The organism is Myxococcus sp. MISCRS1, assembly GCF_026626605.1.
Lineage (GTDB): Bacteria > Myxococcota > Myxococcia > Myxococcales > Myxococcaceae > Myxococcus > Myxococcus fulvus.
The window spans coordinates 8,257,279-8,274,210 of the sequence record NZ_JAPNKB010000001.1 but is presented as its reverse complement, the minus strand read 5'-3'; the positions used below and the strand labels follow the sequence as shown (position 1 = coordinate 8,274,210).

15 protein-coding genes and 1 tRNA gene are annotated in these 16,932 nt (G+C 71.6%); 9 read left to right on the top strand and 7 right to left on the bottom strand.

All coding sequences use genetic code 11. The annotated features are described in order from the left end of the window. Positions 1 to 46 precede the first annotated feature (46 nt). Positions 47 to 475 (top strand): hypothetical protein, encoded by a 429-nt coding sequence (locus OWM54_RS33085; protein WP_267700053.1) that lies wholly within the window; start codon positions 47 to 49, stop codon positions 473 to 475. Between the two features lie 9 nt (positions 476 to 484). On the opposite strand, the gene OWM54_RS33080 is transcribed toward OWM54_RS33085, so the two are convergent. Both OWM54_RS33080 and OWM54_RS33075 read right to left on the bottom strand, forming a co-directional pair. After that, a complete protein-coding gene (locus OWM54_RS33080) occupies positions 485 to 853 on the bottom strand; it encodes a cupin domain-containing protein (RefSeq protein WP_267700052.1) in 369 nt (122 codons plus the stop codon). A 203-nt stretch (positions 854 to 1,056) separates the two neighbouring features. Continuing rightward, a complete protein-coding gene (locus tag OWM54_RS33075; RefSeq protein ID WP_046715299.1) occupies positions 1,057 to 1,260 on the bottom strand; it encodes a cold-shock protein in 204 nt (67 codons plus the stop codon). A 351-nt stretch (positions 1,261 to 1,611) separates the two neighbouring features. On the opposite strand from OWM54_RS33075, the gene OWM54_RS33070 reads away from it, so the two are divergent. The 4 genes from OWM54_RS33070 to OWM54_RS33055 are packed head-to-tail and all read left to right on the top strand — an operon-like array spanning position 1,612 to position 4,696. Next, positions 1,612 to 2,127, top strand: a complete 516-nt coding sequence (locus OWM54_RS33070; protein ID WP_267700051.1) for a periplasmic heavy metal sensor — start codon at positions 1,612 to 1,614, stop codon at positions 2,125 to 2,127. 36 nt (positions 2,128 to 2,163) lie between these two features. Next, positions 2,164 to 2,406 (top strand): hypothetical protein, encoded by a 243-nt coding sequence (locus OWM54_RS33065; RefSeq protein ID WP_267700050.1) that lies wholly within the window; start codon positions 2,164 to 2,166, stop codon positions 2,404 to 2,406. A 14-nt stretch (positions 2,407 to 2,420) separates the two neighbouring features. Beyond that, positions 2,421 to 3,101 (top strand): response regulator transcription factor, encoded by a 681-nt coding sequence (locus tag OWM54_RS33060; RefSeq protein ID WP_046715302.1) that lies wholly within the window; start codon positions 2,421 to 2,423, stop codon positions 3,099 to 3,101. Then, positions 3,101 to 4,696 (top strand): sensor histidine kinase, encoded by a 1,596-nt coding sequence (locus OWM54_RS33055; RefSeq protein ID WP_324289158.1) that lies wholly within the window; start codon positions 3,101 to 3,103, stop codon positions 4,694 to 4,696. Before OWM54_RS33060 ends, OWM54_RS33055 begins: the two co-directional genes overlap by 1 nt. Before the next feature lie 117 nt (positions 4,697 to 4,813). Here OWM54_RS33055 and OWM54_RS33050 read toward each other — a convergent pair whose 3' ends face one another. From OWM54_RS33050 to OWM54_RS33030, 5 genes are all read right to left on the bottom strand, one after another. Next, positions 4,814 to 5,653 (bottom strand): carboxypeptidase regulatory-like domain-containing protein, encoded by an 840-nt coding sequence (locus OWM54_RS33050; RefSeq protein WP_267700049.1) that lies wholly within the window; start codon positions 5,651 to 5,653, stop codon positions 4,814 to 4,816. Between the two features lie 83 nt (positions 5,654 to 5,736). Further along, a complete protein-coding gene (locus tag OWM54_RS33045) occupies positions 5,737 to 6,594 on the bottom strand; it encodes an ABC transporter permease (RefSeq protein ID WP_223745384.1) in 858 nt (285 codons plus the stop codon). Next, positions 6,591 to 7,580, bottom strand: a complete 990-nt coding sequence (locus tag OWM54_RS33040; protein WP_223745383.1) for an ABC transporter ATP-binding protein — start codon at positions 7,578 to 7,580, stop codon at positions 6,591 to 6,593. Before OWM54_RS33040 ends, OWM54_RS33045 begins: the two co-directional genes overlap by 4 nt. A 31-nt stretch (positions 7,581 to 7,611) precedes the next feature. Continuing rightward, positions 7,612 to 8,496 carry a heme o synthase gene (cyoE, locus tag OWM54_RS33035; protein WP_223745382.1) on the bottom strand — a complete coding sequence of 295 codons (885 nt, stop codon included), beginning with the start codon at positions 8,494 to 8,496 and terminating at the stop codon, positions 7,612 to 7,614. Positions 8,497 to 8,785: 289 nt separating this feature from the next. Next, a complete protein-coding gene (locus OWM54_RS33030; RefSeq protein WP_267700048.1) occupies positions 8,786 to 11,149 on the bottom strand; it encodes a tetratricopeptide repeat protein in 2,364 nt (787 codons plus the stop codon). 193 nt (positions 11,150 to 11,342) lie between these two features. Here OWM54_RS33030 and OWM54_RS33025 point away from each other — a divergent pair. The 4 genes from OWM54_RS33025 to OWM54_RS33010 all read left to right on the top strand — a co-directional run bounded on the left by OWM54_RS33025 (position 11,343) and on the right by OWM54_RS33010 (position 16,860). Continuing rightward, positions 11,343 to 11,418 (top strand) — tRNA-Ala (locus OWM54_RS33025). Between the two features lie 106 nt (positions 11,419 to 11,524). Next, on the top strand, positions 11,525 to 12,133 hold the full coding sequence (locus OWM54_RS33020; RefSeq protein WP_223745380.1) for a DUF2760 domain-containing protein: 609 nt from the start codon (positions 11,525 to 11,527) through the stop codon (positions 12,131 to 12,133). A 61-nt stretch (positions 12,134 to 12,194) separates the two neighbouring features. Continuing rightward, a complete protein-coding gene (locus tag OWM54_RS33015) occupies positions 12,195 to 14,057 on the top strand; it encodes an Hsp70 family protein (RefSeq protein WP_223781952.1) in 1,863 nt (620 codons plus the stop codon). A gap of 25 nt (positions 14,058 to 14,082) precedes the next feature. Then, positions 14,083 to 16,860, top strand: a complete 2,778-nt coding sequence (locus OWM54_RS33010; protein WP_267700047.1) for an Hsp70 family protein — start codon at positions 14,083 to 14,085, stop codon at positions 16,858 to 16,860. Positions 16,861 to 16,932 lie beyond the last annotated feature (72 nt).

The following is a 16,932-nucleotide window of genomic DNA, read 5'->3' as shown; positions in this document are numbered from 1 at the left end:
AGCGGTGCACGACCAGGAAGCGAGGCTGCTTCCGAATAGACAGGGGATGCCCCTCTCGCGCCGAGTCCTCACCGCCTGCGTGCCGCTGCTCTGCGCGGGCTGCGTCACGCCCTACCAGCCGATGACGGGCTCGGGCGGCTATCACGACATGGAGGTGGCCCCGGGCGTCATCCAGATTGAGGTGCGCGGCAATCCGCAGACACACCTGGGCACGCTGCAAGGCTACTTCCACCGGCGGGCCGCGGAGCTCTGTGGGGGGCGCGAGTACGACTGGTCCTTCGACACGGGGAGCCAGGGCGGGCCGCTCCTTTTCGTCGGGAAGAGCTCCAGTACGTCCATCATCGTCACGGATTCGCCCGTGAACCGGCGGCACTGGGTGAAGGGCACCATCCAGTGCGGCGACGCCGCGCGGGCGACCTCGGATGTGGCGCTGGAGGCGGCGGTGCCCCTCGAGGAGGCCCCGCCAGGCCCCTGAGCCCCTCCGTCACGCCTTCGCGGGCTTCTGCTCGTGCGCGCCCTCGTCGCGGCCATGCACGGCGGCCGGAGGGCTGGTGGCCTCCACCGCGGAGAAGGTCTCCAGAATCTTGTACGTGTGGCTGGCGCCGCGCGGCACGAGCCACGAGTCACCGGGGTTGAGCAGGATGAGCTGCCCCTCCAGATGCAGCTCCGCGCGGCCCTTCAGCACGAAGCCCACCGTCTCGTAGTCACGCGGCGCGGCGGGCTTGGGCTCCCCTGGCGGCTCGTCCTCCCACAGCCGCATGGACAGCCGCACGCCGGAGGCCAGGTACTTCTGCCCCATCTCTCCCCGGGGCGAGTGCCGGCTCTCCACCTTCTTCACGCTGGTATCCCCCATGGCTCGCGTCCCCTTCGCCCTCGGGCGTCTGGCGGCGGATGCGCCGCGCGTTCCCGTCGAAGGTAAGCCCCGACGCCCGGCCCGACGCGGCTGGCGCCCACGCCCGCCTGCCCCGCGGCCCTGAGCCCGCAAAGACGAAGGCCCAGCCTCCCCTAGGGAAGACCGGGCCTCGGGCTCACTCAAGGGTGGCCAGGATGACGCGATTAGCCCGCCGCGCGGACGTTCTGGGCCTGCAGCCCCTTGGGGCCACGGGTCACCTCGAACTCCACCTTCTGCCCCTCCTGCAGGGTGCGGAAGCCATCCATGTTGATGGCGGTGTGGTGGCAGAACACGTCCTCACCGCTGTCCTGCGCGATGAAGCCGAAACCCTTGGCGTCGTTGAACCACTTCACAGTACCGAATGCCATGTGACCTTCTTCTTTCTGCTAGACGGCGACCCGGGACCAGCCGGACCGCCAGTGCGGGGCGGACATCGCTCCGACACTGAAGCGAGAATCTACCTCAAGGACCGTTTTGTCCACCCGACCCCCACCCAGCGGGCAGGCGGTCGTCGGCCAGAGGACAGTCCCAGGGGCTGAAAATCGCTCCAGAGGTCAACAGGCCACATTCGCCCCTTCATCCCGGGACGGTGCGAAAGCCCTTCACGTTTCTTCACGGGGCCCCGGGCGTTGGCTTCACACCCGCCCTCTACCTTCCTGCCCATCCAAGACGGAGGCGCGCCATCCCGGCCCGCTCCGCTGGGAAGGAGCAGGACCTTCATGTTCGGATTTCTGTTCGGCTCGGCCTGTCTGGCCGGCCTCATCTACACCGTGCGGGGTGGCCGAGGCTGGCGCCAGCATGGACCTCGGCGGGGAGGTCGCTTCGGCTGGCGGATGCGCCTGCGCTGGCTGTTCGAGCGGCTGGAGACCTCTCCGGGCCAGGAGAAGGTCATCGTCCAGGCGACCGAGGAGCTCACCGAGGCCTTCGACAAGCTGCGTGACGAGGTGCGCCCCAGCCGCGCCGCGATTGGCACCGCGCTCAGGGGGGAGCACTTCGACGGCGCCGCGCTGCGGGAGCTCTTCGCTCGCCACGACGTCGCGGTGGACAACGCGCGCAAGACGCTCCAGGGCGCGCTGTCGCAGGTGCACGAGGCACTGGACCCGCGCCAGCGCCGTGAGTTGGCGGACGTGCTCGAGCACGGCTGGGGCCATGGCCACGGCGCGGGCCCCGGGTGGCACGGGCGCCGCTGCGGCGGGCACCAGGGCTGGCGAGGCGATGACCACCCGATGGTCTGAAACCCTCTCACACACGAATCGAGGAACCCCATGTTCATGATGCGACCCCGCCGCGGCATCCTCATCGTCGTCCTCACCCTGGGAGTCATCGGAGGCTTCATCTCCGGCTTCCAGAGCCTCTCGCGCCACCACGGTCCCTGTCCCGGCGACAGGGGCGCGGAGCGCTGGGGACGTCGAGCGCCTGCGGCCAACGGGCCCGAGTGCCCCCCGGACGCCACCGCGACCGCCGGCTCGCCGTCCTCCCCCACGACCCAGGCTCCAGCGCCCGGGCCGCGTTAGTATCGACTCCGTCCATGTCCACACGCGTCCTGCTCATCGACGATGACACCCGCATGTATGAACTGCTCGCGCAGTACCTCGGGCAGAACGGCGTCAGTGTGACGCATGCCCCGGATGGGGGGCGGGGGCTCGCCGCGTTGGAGGCCAGTGCCTACGACGCGGTGCTGCTGGACGTGATGATGCCGGGCATGGACGGCCTCGAGGTGTGCAAGCGCATCCGCGCCAAGAGCCGCATCCCCGTCGTCATGCTCACCGCGAAGGGTGACGAGACGGACCGCGTGGTGGGGTTGGAGCTGGGCGCGGACGATTATCTTCCCAAGCCCTTCAGTCCCCGGGAGCTGCTGGCGCGCTTGAGGGCGGTGCTGCGGCGCTCGCAGCCGTCGGCGGTGGCGGACCGGTTGGAGGCGGGCGGATTGTCCATCGACGTGGCCGGGCGCGAGGTGCGAGCGGAGGGCAAGCTGGTGGACCTGACGGGGCTGGAGTTCGACCTGCTGGTGGCGCTGGTGCGCCGCGCGGGCCGCGTCATCCCCCGGGACGCGCTGCTGGGTGAGGCGGGGCGCAGCGACACGGTGGTGGGCGAGCGCACGGTCGACGTGCACATCTCCCACTTGAGGCAGAAGCTGGGCGACATCGGCACGCGGCTCATCAAGACGGTGCGCGGCGTGGGCTACGTCTTCGCCAAAGAGGGCCTCTGATGGGCCACCGGGACGACAAGGGTGGCAAGGGCGAGCCGAGGCGCTCCTCCCCCTGGCGCCGCGACGACTGCGGCCCGTGGGACTTGAGCTGCGAGGAGGCCGAGGAGTTCTCACGCTGGCTCCACCGCGAGGAGGAGGAGGCACGGGCCCAGGGACAAGGTGGACAGTGGGCGAACGACGACTCCTCGTCGGACAAGCGTCCGGGCTGGGGACGACGTTCCGGGGGTTGGGGGAAGCATCCCCGGCACGAGCACATCGAGCGGTGGCGGCGACACCATCAGGCGCGATGGAGTCACTGGCGCATGAGCCGGTTGGGCCACTTCGTGCGTTCCCGGCTGCACCGGCGCCTGTTCATGTGGTTCGGGTTGACCATCTCCCTGACGGGCCTGGTCGTGGGCCTGGTGTTCAACATCGTCGGAGGCACCACCTGGAAGCAGGAGATGGTCCGGCTCAAGAACTTCGCGAGCCACCGCTTCGAGGAGGTCTGGGACGAGCCCGCGCGCAGGGAGGCGCTGGCGCAGTCGGTGGCGCGGGACCTGGACATCGACGTGGAGCTGAAGGACGCGTCGGGCAAGCTGCTCGTGCTGGCCGGAGGGCTGTGCAACAGCACCGAGATGTCCCTCCCGGTGGTGCGCGGAGACACCACGCTGGGGCAGGTGCGGCTGTGCTACGGGAGCGAGCGCGCCAAGAACAAGATGAAGTTGATCCTCCCGCTGGTCGCCGCGTGCCTCATGCTGTGGATGGCCTCGGGGAAGATGGCGCGCAGGCTGGCCAAGCCCGTGGATGCGCTGGTGCAGGCCACCAAGGCGCTGGGCGCCGGACGGCTCGACGCTCGCGCCGAGGTCCTCCCCCACGCGACGGGTGAGTTCACCGTGCTGGCGGTCGCCTTCAACGACATGGCGGGGCGCATCGAGAAGCAGGTGGCGGACCAGCGCGAGCTGCTCGCGGCGGTGTCGCACGAGCTGCGCACGCCGCTGGCGCGGATGCGCGTGCTGACGGAGCTGTTGCGCGACGGCGGCGGGAATCCCAAGACGCTGGACCAGGTGGACCGCGAGGTGGTGGAGCTGGACGCGCTGGTGGGCGAGCTGCTGGCGAGCTCGCGGCTGGACTTCGGACAGCTCACGCCCCGGGTACTGGATGGGCGCACGCTGGCGAGTCAGGCGCTGGAGCGCGCGGGGCTGCCGCCCGAGCTGCTCGACTCGGAGCTGCCGGAGGCGGTGCTGGTGGGCGACGCGACGCTGCTGGGGCGCGCGCTGGTCAACCTGCTGGACAACGCGCGCAAGCACGGCGGCGGCGCGAGCACGCTGCGGGTGGAGGAGCGCGAGGAGGACATGTGCTTCTGCGTGGAGGACCGGGGTCCGGGGCTCCTCCAGGGTGAGGAGGAGCGCATCTTCCAGCCCTTCTACCGGAAGGACCGGGGCGGCGAGGCCCGCGAGGCGGGCTCACTGGGACTGGGGCTCGCGCTGGTGCAGCGCATCGCGAAGGCCCACGGTGGCGAGACGTTCGCGGAGAACCGCGAGGGCGGTGGCGCCCGCGTGGGCTTCACGGTGAAGAAGGCGGGGCCGCCGGGCTCGCTGGAGCAGCCCGCGGCGTAGGCGGGGCCTCCTCGCGAACGTGGCGAGGAGCCCTTTCCATCGAAGCGGACCCTGCGTCGTGCGCGAGGCCCGCGCCGCGAGGGGCCTTTCGTCTCGCGGAAGGCGCCCCTGCCACCCCTACTTCTTCGCGGACGCGTCCTCGGCGGTGAACGCGAAGGCGACGGTGGCCGGCGCGTCGTCCTTCACCGTGACTTCGGCGCTCTTGGTGCCGAGCGTCTCGTGCCACGCCTCCAGGGTGTACGTGCCCGCGGGCAGGCCCTGGATGGCGAAGGTGCCGTCCTCTCCCGTGGTGGCGAAGAACGGGTTCGGGTTGCTCACCACGAACGCGGTCATCCACGGGTGCACGTCACACTTGAGCTTCAGCACGTCATCCGCGGCGGGCACGGACTTCTGCACCGGCGCGCCCGAGGGCGGCTGGGCCACGTTGAAGGCCGACTTGGTGCCCACCACGCCGCGCACGTTGTGCAGCGTGCCGTCGCTGTTCTTGAAGACGACGGGCTGCCCCGCCACCGCGCCCTGCACCCGCGGCACGTAGGTGCACTTCGACTGGTCCACCACCACCGGCTCGCTCGGCACCGTGGAGGCCCCCGGCACGGCGCCTCGCACGCGCACCAGCACGTTGCGCAGCTTGCCGTCCTTCACCAGCACCGCCTCGTCCTTCGACGCCCGCCCCTCACAGGCAGGGTCCGCGCTGGGCGGCAGGTCCGCCGCGGCGGGCGCCGTGCCCGTGAAGGTCACCGTGCCCTTCACCTCGCCCTTGCCCACGGGGACGTTCGTCGTCTGCCCCGGCGCCTGGATGGGCGTGGCGGCGTGCGGCGCCTTCTCCTCGGGCGCGCGAGCCGCCTGGGCGGGCGCGGCGGGCGGAGGCGTGGCCGGGGCCTCCTCCTTCTTGCAAGCGGGCAGGGCCAACAGCCCCGCGGCTCCCAGCATCGACAGGCCGAGCGTGCGCAGCGTCATGTGCAATCTCCTCGGTGAACCGGTACTTCGTCCGCGCTCCCTCGTAGTCAAAGGACGCGGACCTGTCCAACGGCCCGTCCGCGCTATTCGCGCCGGCTGACGCTCGCCGCCGCCAGCCCCAGGAACACCGCCGCGAACGCCAGCAGCACCGGCACCTCCCAGCCCGCGCCGGACAGGGGCGAGCCCACCGCCACGGACGCCTCGGCGCCGTACAGCGCGCGCCGCACGCCCTCCACGGAGAAGCGCATCGGGTTGAGCACCATCACCCACGACAGCCAGGTGTCCGCGCCCTTCAGCGGGAACATGGCCCCGGACAGCACCCACATGGGCAGCATCACGATGCTCATCACCGCGTGGTAGCCCGCGCTCGAGCGAACCCACCACGCCAGCGACATGCCCATGCCCGTCAGCGCCAGCGCCGACAGCACCATCACCGCCACGAGCAGCGGCAGGTCCAGGGTGGCCGCGCTCACGCCGGCGAGCGGCGCCAGCAGCAGGAACAAGGACGCCTGCATCAGGGCAATCGCGGACGAGCCCAGCGCCTTGCCCAGCACCACCGCCAGCCGGGAGCCCGGCCCCGCGAGCACCGCCTGGAGGAAGCCCTCGCGGCGGTCCTCGATGACCGTAATCGTGGCGAAGATGGCGCTGAACAACAGCACCATGGTGACGACGCCCGGGAAGAAGAACTGCTGGTAGCCCAGCCCCTGCGCGCCCTCGACGCGGAACGAGCCCGCGAAGCCCGAGCCGATGACGAACCAGAACAGGATGGGCTGCGCCAGCGCGCCCACCACGCGGCTGGGCTGACGGAAGAAGCGCACCACGTCGCGCGCCATCAGCACCCGCACCGTCGCCCACTGCAGCGCCAGCGTGCCCGGCGCGCCCGGTGCCCGCGCGTCCTCGGCCACGGGGGGCGGCTGCGCGGTGGAAACCTCGGCGTTCATCGGCGTCTCCTCGGCGCGGCCTCCACGGCCGGCACGTCGGCGCCCAGCGCGCGCCCGGTGAGCTGCAGGAACACATCCGCCAACGTGGGGCGGCGCAGCGCGACGGACGTCATCCGCCCCGCCGGGAAGGACTCCACCAACCGGGGCACCAGCGCGTGGCCCTGCCGGGCCTCCACCTGCACCCGCCCCTCCACCACCTTCGCGTCCACGCCCAGCTTCTCGCGGACCTCCCGGGCCAGCGTCTCCGGCTCGGGCGCCTCCACCGTGAGGAGGTCCCCGCCCATGCGCGCGGCCAGCGCGGCCGGCGTGTCACACGCGACCAGCTTCCCCGCGTCGAGCACCGCCAGCCTGTCGCAGACCTCGGCCTCGTCGGCCCGGTGCGTGGTGAGCAGCACCGTCAGCCCCTCCGCGTCGCGCAACCGCTTCAGGTGCGCCCAGAAGGTGCGGAAGGCGGCCTCGTCCAGGCCCTGCGTGGGCTCGTCCATCAACACCACGCGGGGCTGGTGCACCAGCGCGCGGGCCAGCTCCAGCCGGCGGCGCATGCCCCCGGACCACGTGCCCACCCGCTCGTCGCCCCGGTCCAGCAGGCCGATGAGCCCCAGCATGGACTCCACGCGCTCGCGGGCCCGCTCGCCCGTCAGCCCGTACAGCCGGGCCCCGAGCATCAGGTTCTCCCGCGCGGTGAGCAGGTCATCCAGGCTGCCGCGCTGGAAGATGATGCCCATCTGCCGGCGCAGCGCCGGGTCGCTCAGGGACAGCTCGCGGCCGGCGAAGCGCACCTGCCCCGCGTCGGGCGCGAGCAGGCCCGCCAGGATCTGGAAGGTGGTGGACTTGCCGGCGCCGTTCGGGCCCAACAGGCCCAGGATTTCGCCGGGCCGCACCGACAGCGTGAGGCCGTCCACGGCCACGCGGTCCTTGAAGCGTCGGGTCAGCCCCTCGAGGTGGAGCAGCGCGGGTGGAGGGGTGTGAACCGAGGTATCAGGCATGGGCGGGCTTTCCGCCGGCTGCCCCGCGCGCCTAGCCGCGGGGAACGCGGTCCAGGCTCAGCGCCGCGAACAATCCGGTGAGGTAGATCAACGAGAAGATGAACGTCTGGCGCGCCCAGGGCTTCCCCAGCCGGCGGAAGAACCCCCACGCCCCCACTCCCAGGAAGCTCAGCCCCAGGCCCACCGCGGCCGCCAGGTACCAGGAGCCGGCGATGTGGAGCTGGAAGGGCAGCAGCGTCATGGGCACCAGCGCCACCAGGTAGAGGACGATCTGCGCGCGGCTGGACTCGTCGCCGCGCTCAATCGGCACGGACTTGAGGCCCGCCGCCGCGTACTCCTCCTTGCGGAACAGGGCGATGGCGATGAAGTGCGGCATCTGCCACAGGAAGAGGATGGCGAAGAGCGCGAAGCCGCCCGCGTCGATGCGGTCCGTCACCGCCGTCCACCCCATCAGCGGGGGCAGCGCGCCGGGGACGGCGCCCACCAGCATGGCCGCCGAGGTGCGCGCCTTGAGCGGCGTGTACGCCAGCACGTAGCTGAGCAGCGCGAGCAGGCCCAGCGCCGCCGTCAGGAGGTTGGCGCCCAGGGCCAGCGCCGGCAGGGACACCGCCGCCAGGGAGATGCCGAACCACAGCGCCACCGCCGGCTCCATGCGTCCGGAGGGCAGCGGCCGGTTCTGCGTGCGCGCCATGAACTTGTCGCTGTGGCGCTCCCAGTAGCAGTTGAGCGCGTTGGCCGCGCCCACCGTGCCGGCCGTGGCCAGCAGCGTCACCAGGGCATGGCCCGTGGACAGGGGACCTGGGGCCAGCCACATGCCGCCGGCCGTGGTGATGAGGACCAGGCTGGAGAGCCGGGGCTTCATCAGGGAGATCAGGTCGGACGCGGTCGTCGACACGGACTCGGCACGCGCGCTCAAGCGGACTCCAGGGGAGAGCGTGACAGGGACGCTGCCGACGCGGGAACCGCCCTCCCATACAGGCACCACCGGGGGGTGGGCAAGGACACGTCACCACGACGCGCCGGCCACGAACGGCCGCCCGCCCGGCCCCACACCGTGGCTCGGGCTCGCGTCCTCGTGTCTTGAAGGGTTCGGGAAGGCAAACACCCGGGGCATAGCCCCACTCGCGGGGGCCATCAACCCGGGGGGGGCCGGGGCCGTGCGCGCCCTGCTGGCCGCGCGCATCAGCCCCACTTGTCCGACCTGCTCAGCCCCCGGTGAGGGTGCGCGCCGCGGTGGCGTGCTCGCCGCTCGGGTCGCGCTTGAGGTACTCCTGCGCCAGCATCTTCGCCTTGGGGCCCTGCTTGGCGTCCTTGGAGAGCAGCGTGGCGTAGAAGTAGTAGGCCGGGGAGAAGGCCTCGTCGGCGTTGAGGGCGCGCTGGTAGGTCTCGTCCGCCTTCGCCGCGTCGCCCTTGCCCTGGTAGACGCGCGCCAGCTCCGTGAGCGCGATGGCCGAGCGCTCGGGCTGGCCGACGAACTCCTGGCTCGCCTTCTCCAGCTGCGTCTGCGCGTTCGTCCAGTCGGAGCGCTCGCGGTAGATGGCACCCATGGCCAGGCGGGCCTCGGGGTTCTTCGCCTTGGGGTCCTTCACCGCGCGCTCGTACTGCTTGAGGGCCTCATCCAGCTTGCCCTGGCGGCGGTAGGCGTTGCCCAGCATGACGACCAGCTTGGGGCTGTCGCCCATCGTCTTGAGGGCCGTCTGGAGCGCCTCGGCGGCCTCCTTCTCGCCGCCCTGCTTGCCCATCAGGGCCTTGGCCAGCTCGACGTGGAACTGCGCGCGCGAGCCGTCCACGCGGATGGCCTTGCGGATCTCCTCGGCGGCCTGGTCGAAGCTGCCCTCGGTCAAGAGCCGGCGGCCCTTGATGAGGTGCAGGTCCGGGTTCTGCTTGTCGAGCGTGAAGCCCGTCTCCTCGCTCTTGAGCATCTCCGCGCGCGCCTTCTGGGCGTCCAGCGGCACGCCCGTGGCCTCCACCAGCTTCTGCTGCATGTCCGGCTTCTCGTTGGGCAGCGACGCGGAGACGCGGCTGACCAGGAGCGAGCGCGCCAGGTGCGCGGCGGCCAGCTGACGGGGCGAGGGCGGGGGCTCGGCGTCCAGCAGCTTCTTCAGCATGGACTGGACCAGGGGGTAGTTGGGCGAGTCCTGGTCGAGCATCAGGAGGGAGCGGCCCAGGAGCGACTCCGGGTGGTCCTTCTCGTAGCGCAGGGCCAGGTCGTAGTTCTTCCAGGCCGTGTTGTCCTGGCCCAGCCGGCGGTACACCGCGCCCAGGCCCGAGTAGATGCGCGGGTCGTCGGGCGCGAGCACCTGGGCGCGCTCCAGCGAGTCGCGGCCGCGGTCCAGGTCACCCGCGTTCATCTGGATGAGGCCGAGCGTCAGGTAGAGCAGCGAGCTGGAGCGCCCCTGGGCGTCCAGGCCCTTCACCGTCTCCTCCAGCTTGCCCAGGGCCTCCTTGCCCTTGCCGCCGTAGGTCTGCACCAGCGCCTCCGCGGCGATGAGGTGCGAGCTGACGTCGCCCGCCTTCATGCCCGCGGCCAGGTGCTCCTCGGCGCGGCGGCGCGCGTCGTCACCGCCGCCGTGCTCACCCCAACGGATGGCGTAGGCGTACGCCAGGTAGCCGTGGGCCAGGCCGGAGTCGGAGTTCACCTCCAGCGCCTTGTCGGCCGCCTCACACGCCTTCTTGTAGCTGTCGAAGGAGTCGCGCTTGAGCAGCTCCGCGGACGCCTCCAGGTGCTTCTTCAGCTCCCGGGCCACGTTGCGCGTGTGCCGCGTGTACATCATGTAGCCGGGGATGAAGAGGACCAGGGCGCCCAGCAGCGCCACCGTCACCCACTTGCCGCGTCCCCCACCCTGAGACGAATTGCGACGGCCGCGGGGCGAGTCGTCCTCGTCGTCGTCCTCCACCTCATCCACCACCACCGGCTGGGGGCGGCGGGGCTGGGCGGGGGCCGGACGCTGCGCGGGCGACTCGGCACGCACCGGGGCCGAGGAGCCCGAGGGCGCGCGCGGCGTGGCCGCGGGCTTGGGCGCGGAGACAGGCTCGGCCGTGGCGGCGACACCGCTGGCCAGCGACGCGGCGGACTGCTGCGTGGCGCTGGGCGCGAGCACCGGCGGCGCGGCGACGGGCGCCTGGGGCGCGGCCGGCCGCGGCGGGTCGATCTTGTGCTGCTGCAGCAGCGTGACGGTGTCCGGGTCTCCCGGGTCCACGCTGTACGCCTTGAGGAGGTTCGCCTTGCCGGGCTCGGCTTCGCCCGTCTTCAGCTGCAGGGCGCCGGCCATGCGCAACGCGCCCTTGTCCTCGGGCTGGACCTGGAGCGCGCCGAGCGCCTCCTCCAGGGCCTTCTTGTCCTTGCCCTGCTCCGCGTACACACGGGCGAGCAACAAGCGAGGGTCGGCGGCGTTCGGATGCGCCTTGACGCCCTTCTTGCAGACGACCATCGCCTCCATGAAGCGACCCATGCTCAGGTACGCTTCGGCTAGAGGCTTGTAGGCGGCGGACGAGGGGTCGGAAGCGAACGCGTGTTCGAGCTTCGCGAGCTCGGCCGGGCTCAACGTCTTCGAAGGGGAGGTAGACATTACCGGGGGGAGGGACACCGGGCGGAAAGGGTACGCCTGAGAAGAGGGGTTTTTATGGCATCCGCTGCGCGGCACGTCAATCGCACGGATGAGACCTGAAGGCTTGCGCTTGACAGCAGGGAAGGGGTCCGGTACTAGCCCGTTCACCTTCGGCGGCCCAAAACGCCGGGGCGCAGCACGCAGGGCCATTTGTGGGGGTGTAGCTCAGTTGGGAGAGCGTCGCGTTCGCAATGCGAAGGTCGTCGGTTCGATCCCGTCCACCTCCACCATGCAGCAAACGAAGGGCCTCACGGGAAACCGTGAGGCCCTTTGCATTTGGGGCTTTTCGAGCAACTGCCGAATTGCAAAGCAGGCGGGCTTTGTTATCCGGAGCCGATGACTGACCCGTCCGCCTCCCTGTCGTTCTTCGCGCGGTTCTGGCTCGCCTGGCTCTGCTTCTGGCGCTGCCTCGTCTCCGGAGACTTCGCCCGCGCGGTTCTGCCGGCCAGCCGGGCCTACGACGCCGGGCAGCTGAACCTGCTCCCCTCCGGTGAGGCCACGCCCGCCACCCCGCCCCCGGCGGTGAAGCCCCCCGAGCCGCCCCCTGCCCTGCCGCCCGAGCGCGAGCACGCCAGCGCCCTGACGCTGCTGGCGATGCTGCAGCGGGAGGGTCGGCTGGTGGACTTCCTCCAGGAGAACGTGGCCGCCTACTCGGACGCCGAGGTGGGGGCCGCGTGCCGCACCGTCCATGAGGGGTGCCGCAAGGTGCTCGGCCAGTACTTCACGGTGAAGCCGGTGCTGCCCGAGTCGGAGGGCGCGTCGGTGACGGTGCCCGCGGGCTTCGACGCCCAGCGCATCCGCCTCACCGGAAACGTGACGGGCACCCCGCCCCACCACGGGACGCTGCGCCACCATGGTTGGGTGACGACGGAAGTGAAGTTCCCGGCGGTGAGCACCGCCATGGACCCGCGAGTGCTTGCCCCGGCGGAAGTCGAGCTCGCCTGAGCGTCACCCGGCGGACAGGCAGACCGGACAAAAGGGAGCCCCCCAGGAGTTCAAGCCCGATATGGCCCGCTATTCCATCGGCATCGACCTTGGCACCACCCACTCGGCGGTGTCGTACTTCAACCTCGAGGACGGCAAGCCTCGGGGCCGCTCGCAGTCCATGCTGCCCATCCCGCAACTGACGGCGCCCGGCACCCTCGAGGCCCGTCCGCTGCTGCCCTCCTTCTTGTATCTGCCCGCGGCGCAGGAGTTCCCGCCAGGGAGCCTCGCGCTGCCGTGGAACCCGGACGCGTCCTCGGTCATTGGAGAGCTGGCGCGCTCGCACGGGGCCAAGGTGCCCACGCGGCTGGTGTCCTCGCCCAAGAGCTGGCTGTCGCACCCGGGCGTGGACCGGCGCTCGCCGCTGTTGCCCTGGCAGGCGCCGGAGGACGTGCAGCGCGTGTCCCCGCTGGATGCGTCCGCCCGGTTCCTGCGCCACCTCAAGGAGGCGTGGGACTCCACCTTCGCCCCGGGGCGCGAGGAGGCCGACAACCAGTTGGCCCGTCAGGACGTCATCGTCACCGTCCCCGCCTCGTTCGACGCGGCGGCGCGCGAGCTGACGCTGGAGGCGGCCAAGGCGGCGGGAATCGAGCACCTCACCTTGTTGGAGGAGCCGCAGGCCGCGCTGTACGCGTGGCTGGAGGCGATGGGCGAGACGTTCCGCCAGCAGGTGAAGCCCGGCGAGGTCATCCTGGTGGTGGACGTGGGCGGCGGCACGTCCGACTTCTCCGTCATCACCGTGAAGGACCGGGACGGCGAGGTGGAGCTTTTGCGCGTGGCGGTGGGCGACCACATCCTGCTGGGCGGCGACAACATGGACCTGGCGCTGGCGCACACGCTCAACCAGCGCCTGGCGGCCGAGGGCAAGAAGCTGGACCCGTGGCAGTTCAACGCCCTCACCCATGGATGCCGGCAGGCGAAGGAGACGCTGTACGCGGACACCTCGCTGGACAAGGTGCCCATCTCCATCCCCAGCCGGGGCTCGTCGCTCATCGGCGGCACGCTGCGCACGGAGCTGACGCGCGAGGAGCTGGACCGGGTCCTCACCGACGGCTTCTTCCCGGTGACGCCGCTGTCGGAGCTGCCTCGCACGGCGCGGCGCACGGGCCTGGCGCAGATGGCGCTGCCCTACGCGCAGGACGCGGGCGTGTCGCGGCACCTGGCGGCGTTCCTCACCCGGCAGGCGCAGGCGCTGAAGTCCAGCCACGACGCGCCGGTGGACGTCGGCGACAAGTCCTTCCTGCACCCGACGGCGGTGCTCTTCAACGGTGGCGTCTTCAAGGCCGGGCCGCTCAAGGCGCGCGTCATGGAGGTGCTCAACCTGTGGTTGAGGGCGGACGGCGGCGAGCCGGCGAAGGAGCTGGAGGGCGCGGACCTGGACCTGTCGGTGGCGCGCGGCGCGGCGTACTACGGCTGGGTGCGGCAGGGGAACGGCCTGCGCATCCGCGGCGGCACGGCGCGCGCGTACTACGTGGGCGTGGAGTCGTCGATGCCGGCGGTGCCGGGCTTCGAGCCTCCGGTGAAGGCGCTGTGCGTGGCGCCCTTCGGCATGGAGGAGGGCACGCAGGCGGACGTGCCGCCGCAGGAGTTCGGGCTCGTCACGGGGGAGCCCACGAGCTTCCGCTTCTTCTCCTCCTCGATGCGGCGCGACGACCGCGTCGGCACGATGGTGGAGGACGTGGCGGACGAGCTGGCGAAGGGGGAGATGGAGGAGCTGGCCCCCATCGAGACCACCATGCCCGGACAGCCCGCGGCCTTCGGCGACCTGACGCCCGTCAATCTGCAGGCGGCGGTGACGGAGGTGGGGACGCTGGAGCTGCGGTGCCTGGAGAAAGGTGGCGACGGGCGTTGGAAGCTGGAGCTCAACGTCCGCATGAAGGAGTAGAACGCCGACCGGCAACCGGAGGTGTATGCGAATCGTCGGCATCGACCTGGGCACCACCCACTGCGCGGTGGCGTCCGTGGACCCCGCCCGGGGCGCGAGCGCGCCCGTGGAGGACTTCCCCGTCTCGCAGCTCGTCCGACAGGGGGAGGTGGCGCCGCGCGCGCTGCTTCCCTCCACCGTGTACGTGCCCGCGGGCCACGAGCTGAGCGCCGAGTCGCTGCGCCTGCCCTGGGGTGACGACGGCGGGCCGTGGGTGGTGGGAGAGCTGGCGCGCTGGCAGGGCTCGCGCGTGCCGGGCCGGCTGATTGCCAGCGCGAAGAGCTGGCTGTGCCACCCGGGTGTGGACCGCTCCGCGCCCATCCTCCCGTGGGGCGCGCCGGCCGACGTGGCGAAGCTGTCCCCCGTGGACGCCAGCGCGCTCCTGCTCACGCACCTGGCGCGCGCGTGGGACTTCGCGCACCCGGAAGCGCCGCTGTCGCGGCAGGAGGTGGTGATTACGGTCCCCGCCTCGTTCGACGAGGCCGCGCGCGCGCTCACGGTGAGCGCGGCTCGCAAGGCGGGGCTGGAGAAGTTCACGTTGTTGGAGGAGCCCCAGGCGGCCTTCTACGACTACACCGCGCGCCACCGCTCGGACCTGGAGCAGACGCTCTCCCACGTCCGGCTGGTGCTGGTGGTGGACGTGGGCGGCGGCACCACGGACTTCACGCTGGTGCACGCGGGCGTGTCGCCCGAGGGCCCCATGCTGCGGCGACTCGCCGTGGGCGACCACCTGATGCTGGGTGGCGACAACATGGACGCGGCGCTGGCCCGGCGCGTGGAGGAGAAGCTCTTTTCGGACGGGCGGCGGTTGTCCGCCACGCAGTGGACGCAGGCCATCCAGGCCGCGCGCACCGCGAAGGAGGCGCTGCTCGGCAAGGCGCCTCCGGAGAAGTACGGCGTGTCGCTGGTGGGCGAGGGCAGCCGGCTGTTGGGTGGAACGCTGTCCTCGGAGCTGTCTCGCGAGGAGGCCCACGCGCTGGTGCTGGATGGGTTCTTCCCGCGCACGCCGCCCACGGAGCGGCCTCGCCGGGCCGCGCGCATGGCGCTCCAGGAGTTGGGCCTGCCGTACGTGCAGGACGCGGCGGTGACGCGGCACCTGGCGGCGTTCCTCGCGCAGCACGCGGCGGCGGGCTTCGCGGCGCTGGGCGAGACGCCTGCTTTCGAAGGCGCCCTCCCCCGCCCCGACGCCATCCTGCTCAACGGCGGCGTCTTCAACTCGCCCTGGATTTCGGAGCGGCTGGTGGAGGCCGTCTCGGGGTGGTGGCCGGATGCGCCGCGCATCTCGCTGTTGCGCCACGAGTCCCTGGAGCTCGCGGTGGCGCGGGGCGCGGCGTACTACGGGCTGGTGCGGCGTGGGCATGGCCTGCGCATCGGCGGTGGCGCGGCGCGCGCGTACTACGTGGGGTTGCAGCGTCCCGCGGACAGCGCGGAGCAGCCCGCCCTGTGCCTCATCCCTCGCGGCTTCGAGGAGGGACAGAAGGTGGACCTGGGCGAGCGCCCCTTCACGCTCACCCTCGGCAGGCCCGTGCAGTTCCAGCTCTACTCGACGACGAGCGACCGCATCGACAAGCCCGGGGATTTGGTGCCACTGGCGGAGGACCTGAAGCCGCTGCCGCCCATCCACACGCTGCTCAAGGGCGCGGCGGGCAAGGTGGCGGAGGTGCCGGTACACCTGCAGGCGGCGCTGACGGAGATTGGCACGCTGGAGCTGTACTGCGTCTCCGACGTCGCGGACGAGCGCTGGAGGTTGGAGTTCGAGCTGCGCGGCACGGGGGGCTCGCACGAGCTGACCGTCACCGAGTCCATGCCCGCGCGCTTCGTGGAGGCCAAGGACAACATCGAGCGCGTCTACGGGAACAAGCCGCTGCCGTTGGGGCCCAAGGACGTGAAGCAGTTGGGGCGGACGTTGGAGAAGGCGCTGGGACCGCGCGAGACGTGGCGGGTGCCGGTGCTGCGCGAGATGTGGAGCACGCTGTACGCGGGCGCGAGCAAGCGACGACGCACCGAGGACCACGAGCGCGTCTTCTACAGCCTCACGGGCTTCACGCTGCGCCCGGGCTTCGGGTATCCGCTGGACGGCTGGCGCGCGGAGCAGACCTTCAGCCTGTTCGACGCGCTGGTGCAGCACCACACGGACAAGGCGGTGTGGACGGAGTTCTGGGTGATGTGGCGGCGCATCGCCGGTGGGCTGACGGAGGCGCAGCAGCAGAAGCTCTACGCGTACCTGCAGCCGCACCTGTCGCGGAAGGTGCCCCCGAACGCGCCCGCCGCTGGGAAGCTCAAGGGCATCCAGCCCGAGGGGTTGGAGGAGATGGTGCGCACGGCCGCCTCGCTGGAGCACCTGTCGCCCGGGGACAAGGCGGAGGTGGGCCGGTGGATCGCCGAGCGGCTGCAGGCCGAGGCGAAGTCCGGTGGCCCGTGGGCGTGGTCCCTGGGACGGCTGGGCGCGCGGGTGCCGCTCTACGGCAGCAGCCACAAGGTCGTGGACGTGGAGACGGCCGAGGCGTGGCTGACGCTCCTGCTGGAGCTGGACCTGCGCAAGATCGACGGTGCGCCGTTCGCGGCGGCGCAGCTCGCGCGGCTCACCGGAGACAGGACGCGGGACGTGGACCCGGGCTTGCGCGAGCGCGCGGCCCAGGCGCTCGTCGCAGCCAAGGCTTCCGAGACGTGGGTGCGCATGGTGCGTGAAGTCGTCGCGCTGGAGGCGGCGGACGAGGCGCGCGCGCTCGGCGACACGCTGCCCGCGGGACTCCGACTGTCCTGAGCGGCGAGGTGGCTCCACGGGCACCGAGCCCCGTGCGAGCCGAAAGGACTCCCTCACGGGTCGGTGCGGGGC

Excerpts from the sequence above, each read along its gene's own strand:
- OWM54_RS33030 (WP_267700048.1), bottom strand. The coding sequence starts at position 11,149 with ATGTCTACCTCCCCTTCGAAGACGTTGAGCCCGGCCGAGCTCGCGAAG.
- OWM54_RS33045 (WP_223745384.1), bottom strand. The coding sequence starts at position 6,594 with ATGAACGCCGAGGTTTCCACCGCGCAGCCGCCCCCCGTGGCCGAGGAC.
- OWM54_RS33060 (WP_046715302.1), top strand. The coding sequence starts at position 2,421 with ATGTCCACACGCGTCCTGCTCATCGACGATGACACCCGCATGTATGAA.
- OWM54_RS33070 (WP_267700051.1), top strand. The coding sequence starts at position 1,612 with ATGTTCGGATTTCTGTTCGGCTCGGCCTGTCTGGCCGGCCTCATCTAC.
- OWM54_RS33055 (WP_324289158.1), top strand. The coding sequence starts at position 3,101 with ATGGGCCACCGGGACGACAAGGGTGGCAAGGGCGAGCCGAGGCGCTCC.
- OWM54_RS33075 (WP_046715299.1), bottom strand. The coding sequence starts at position 1,260 with ATGGCATTCGGTACTGTGAAGTGGTTCAACGACGCCAAGGGTTTCGGC.
- OWM54_RS33010 (WP_267700047.1), top strand. The coding sequence starts at position 14,083 with ATGCGAATCGTCGGCATCGACCTGGGCACCACCCACTGCGCGGTGGCG.
- OWM54_RS33015 (WP_223781952.1), top strand. The coding sequence starts at position 12,195 with ATGGCCCGCTATTCCATCGGCATCGACCTTGGCACCACCCACTCGGCG.
- OWM54_RS33040 (WP_223745383.1), bottom strand. The coding sequence starts at position 7,580 with ATGCCTGATACCTCGGTTCACACCCCTCCACCCGCGCTGCTCCACCTC.
- OWM54_RS33085 (WP_267700053.1), top strand. The coding sequence starts at position 47 with ATGCCCCTCTCGCGCCGAGTCCTCACCGCCTGCGTGCCGCTGCTCTGC.
- OWM54_RS33065 (WP_267700050.1), top strand. The coding sequence starts at position 2,164 with ATGATGCGACCCCGCCGCGGCATCCTCATCGTCGTCCTCACCCTGGGA.
- OWM54_RS33020 (WP_223745380.1), top strand. The coding sequence starts at position 11,525 with ATGACTGACCCGTCCGCCTCCCTGTCGTTCTTCGCGCGGTTCTGGCTC.
- OWM54_RS33080 (WP_267700052.1), bottom strand. The coding sequence starts at position 853 with ATGGGGGATACCAGCGTGAAGAAGGTGGAGAGCCGGCACTCGCCCCGG.
- OWM54_RS33050 (WP_267700049.1), bottom strand. The coding sequence starts at position 5,653 with ATGACGCTGCGCACGCTCGGCCTGTCGATGCTGGGAGCCGCGGGGCTG.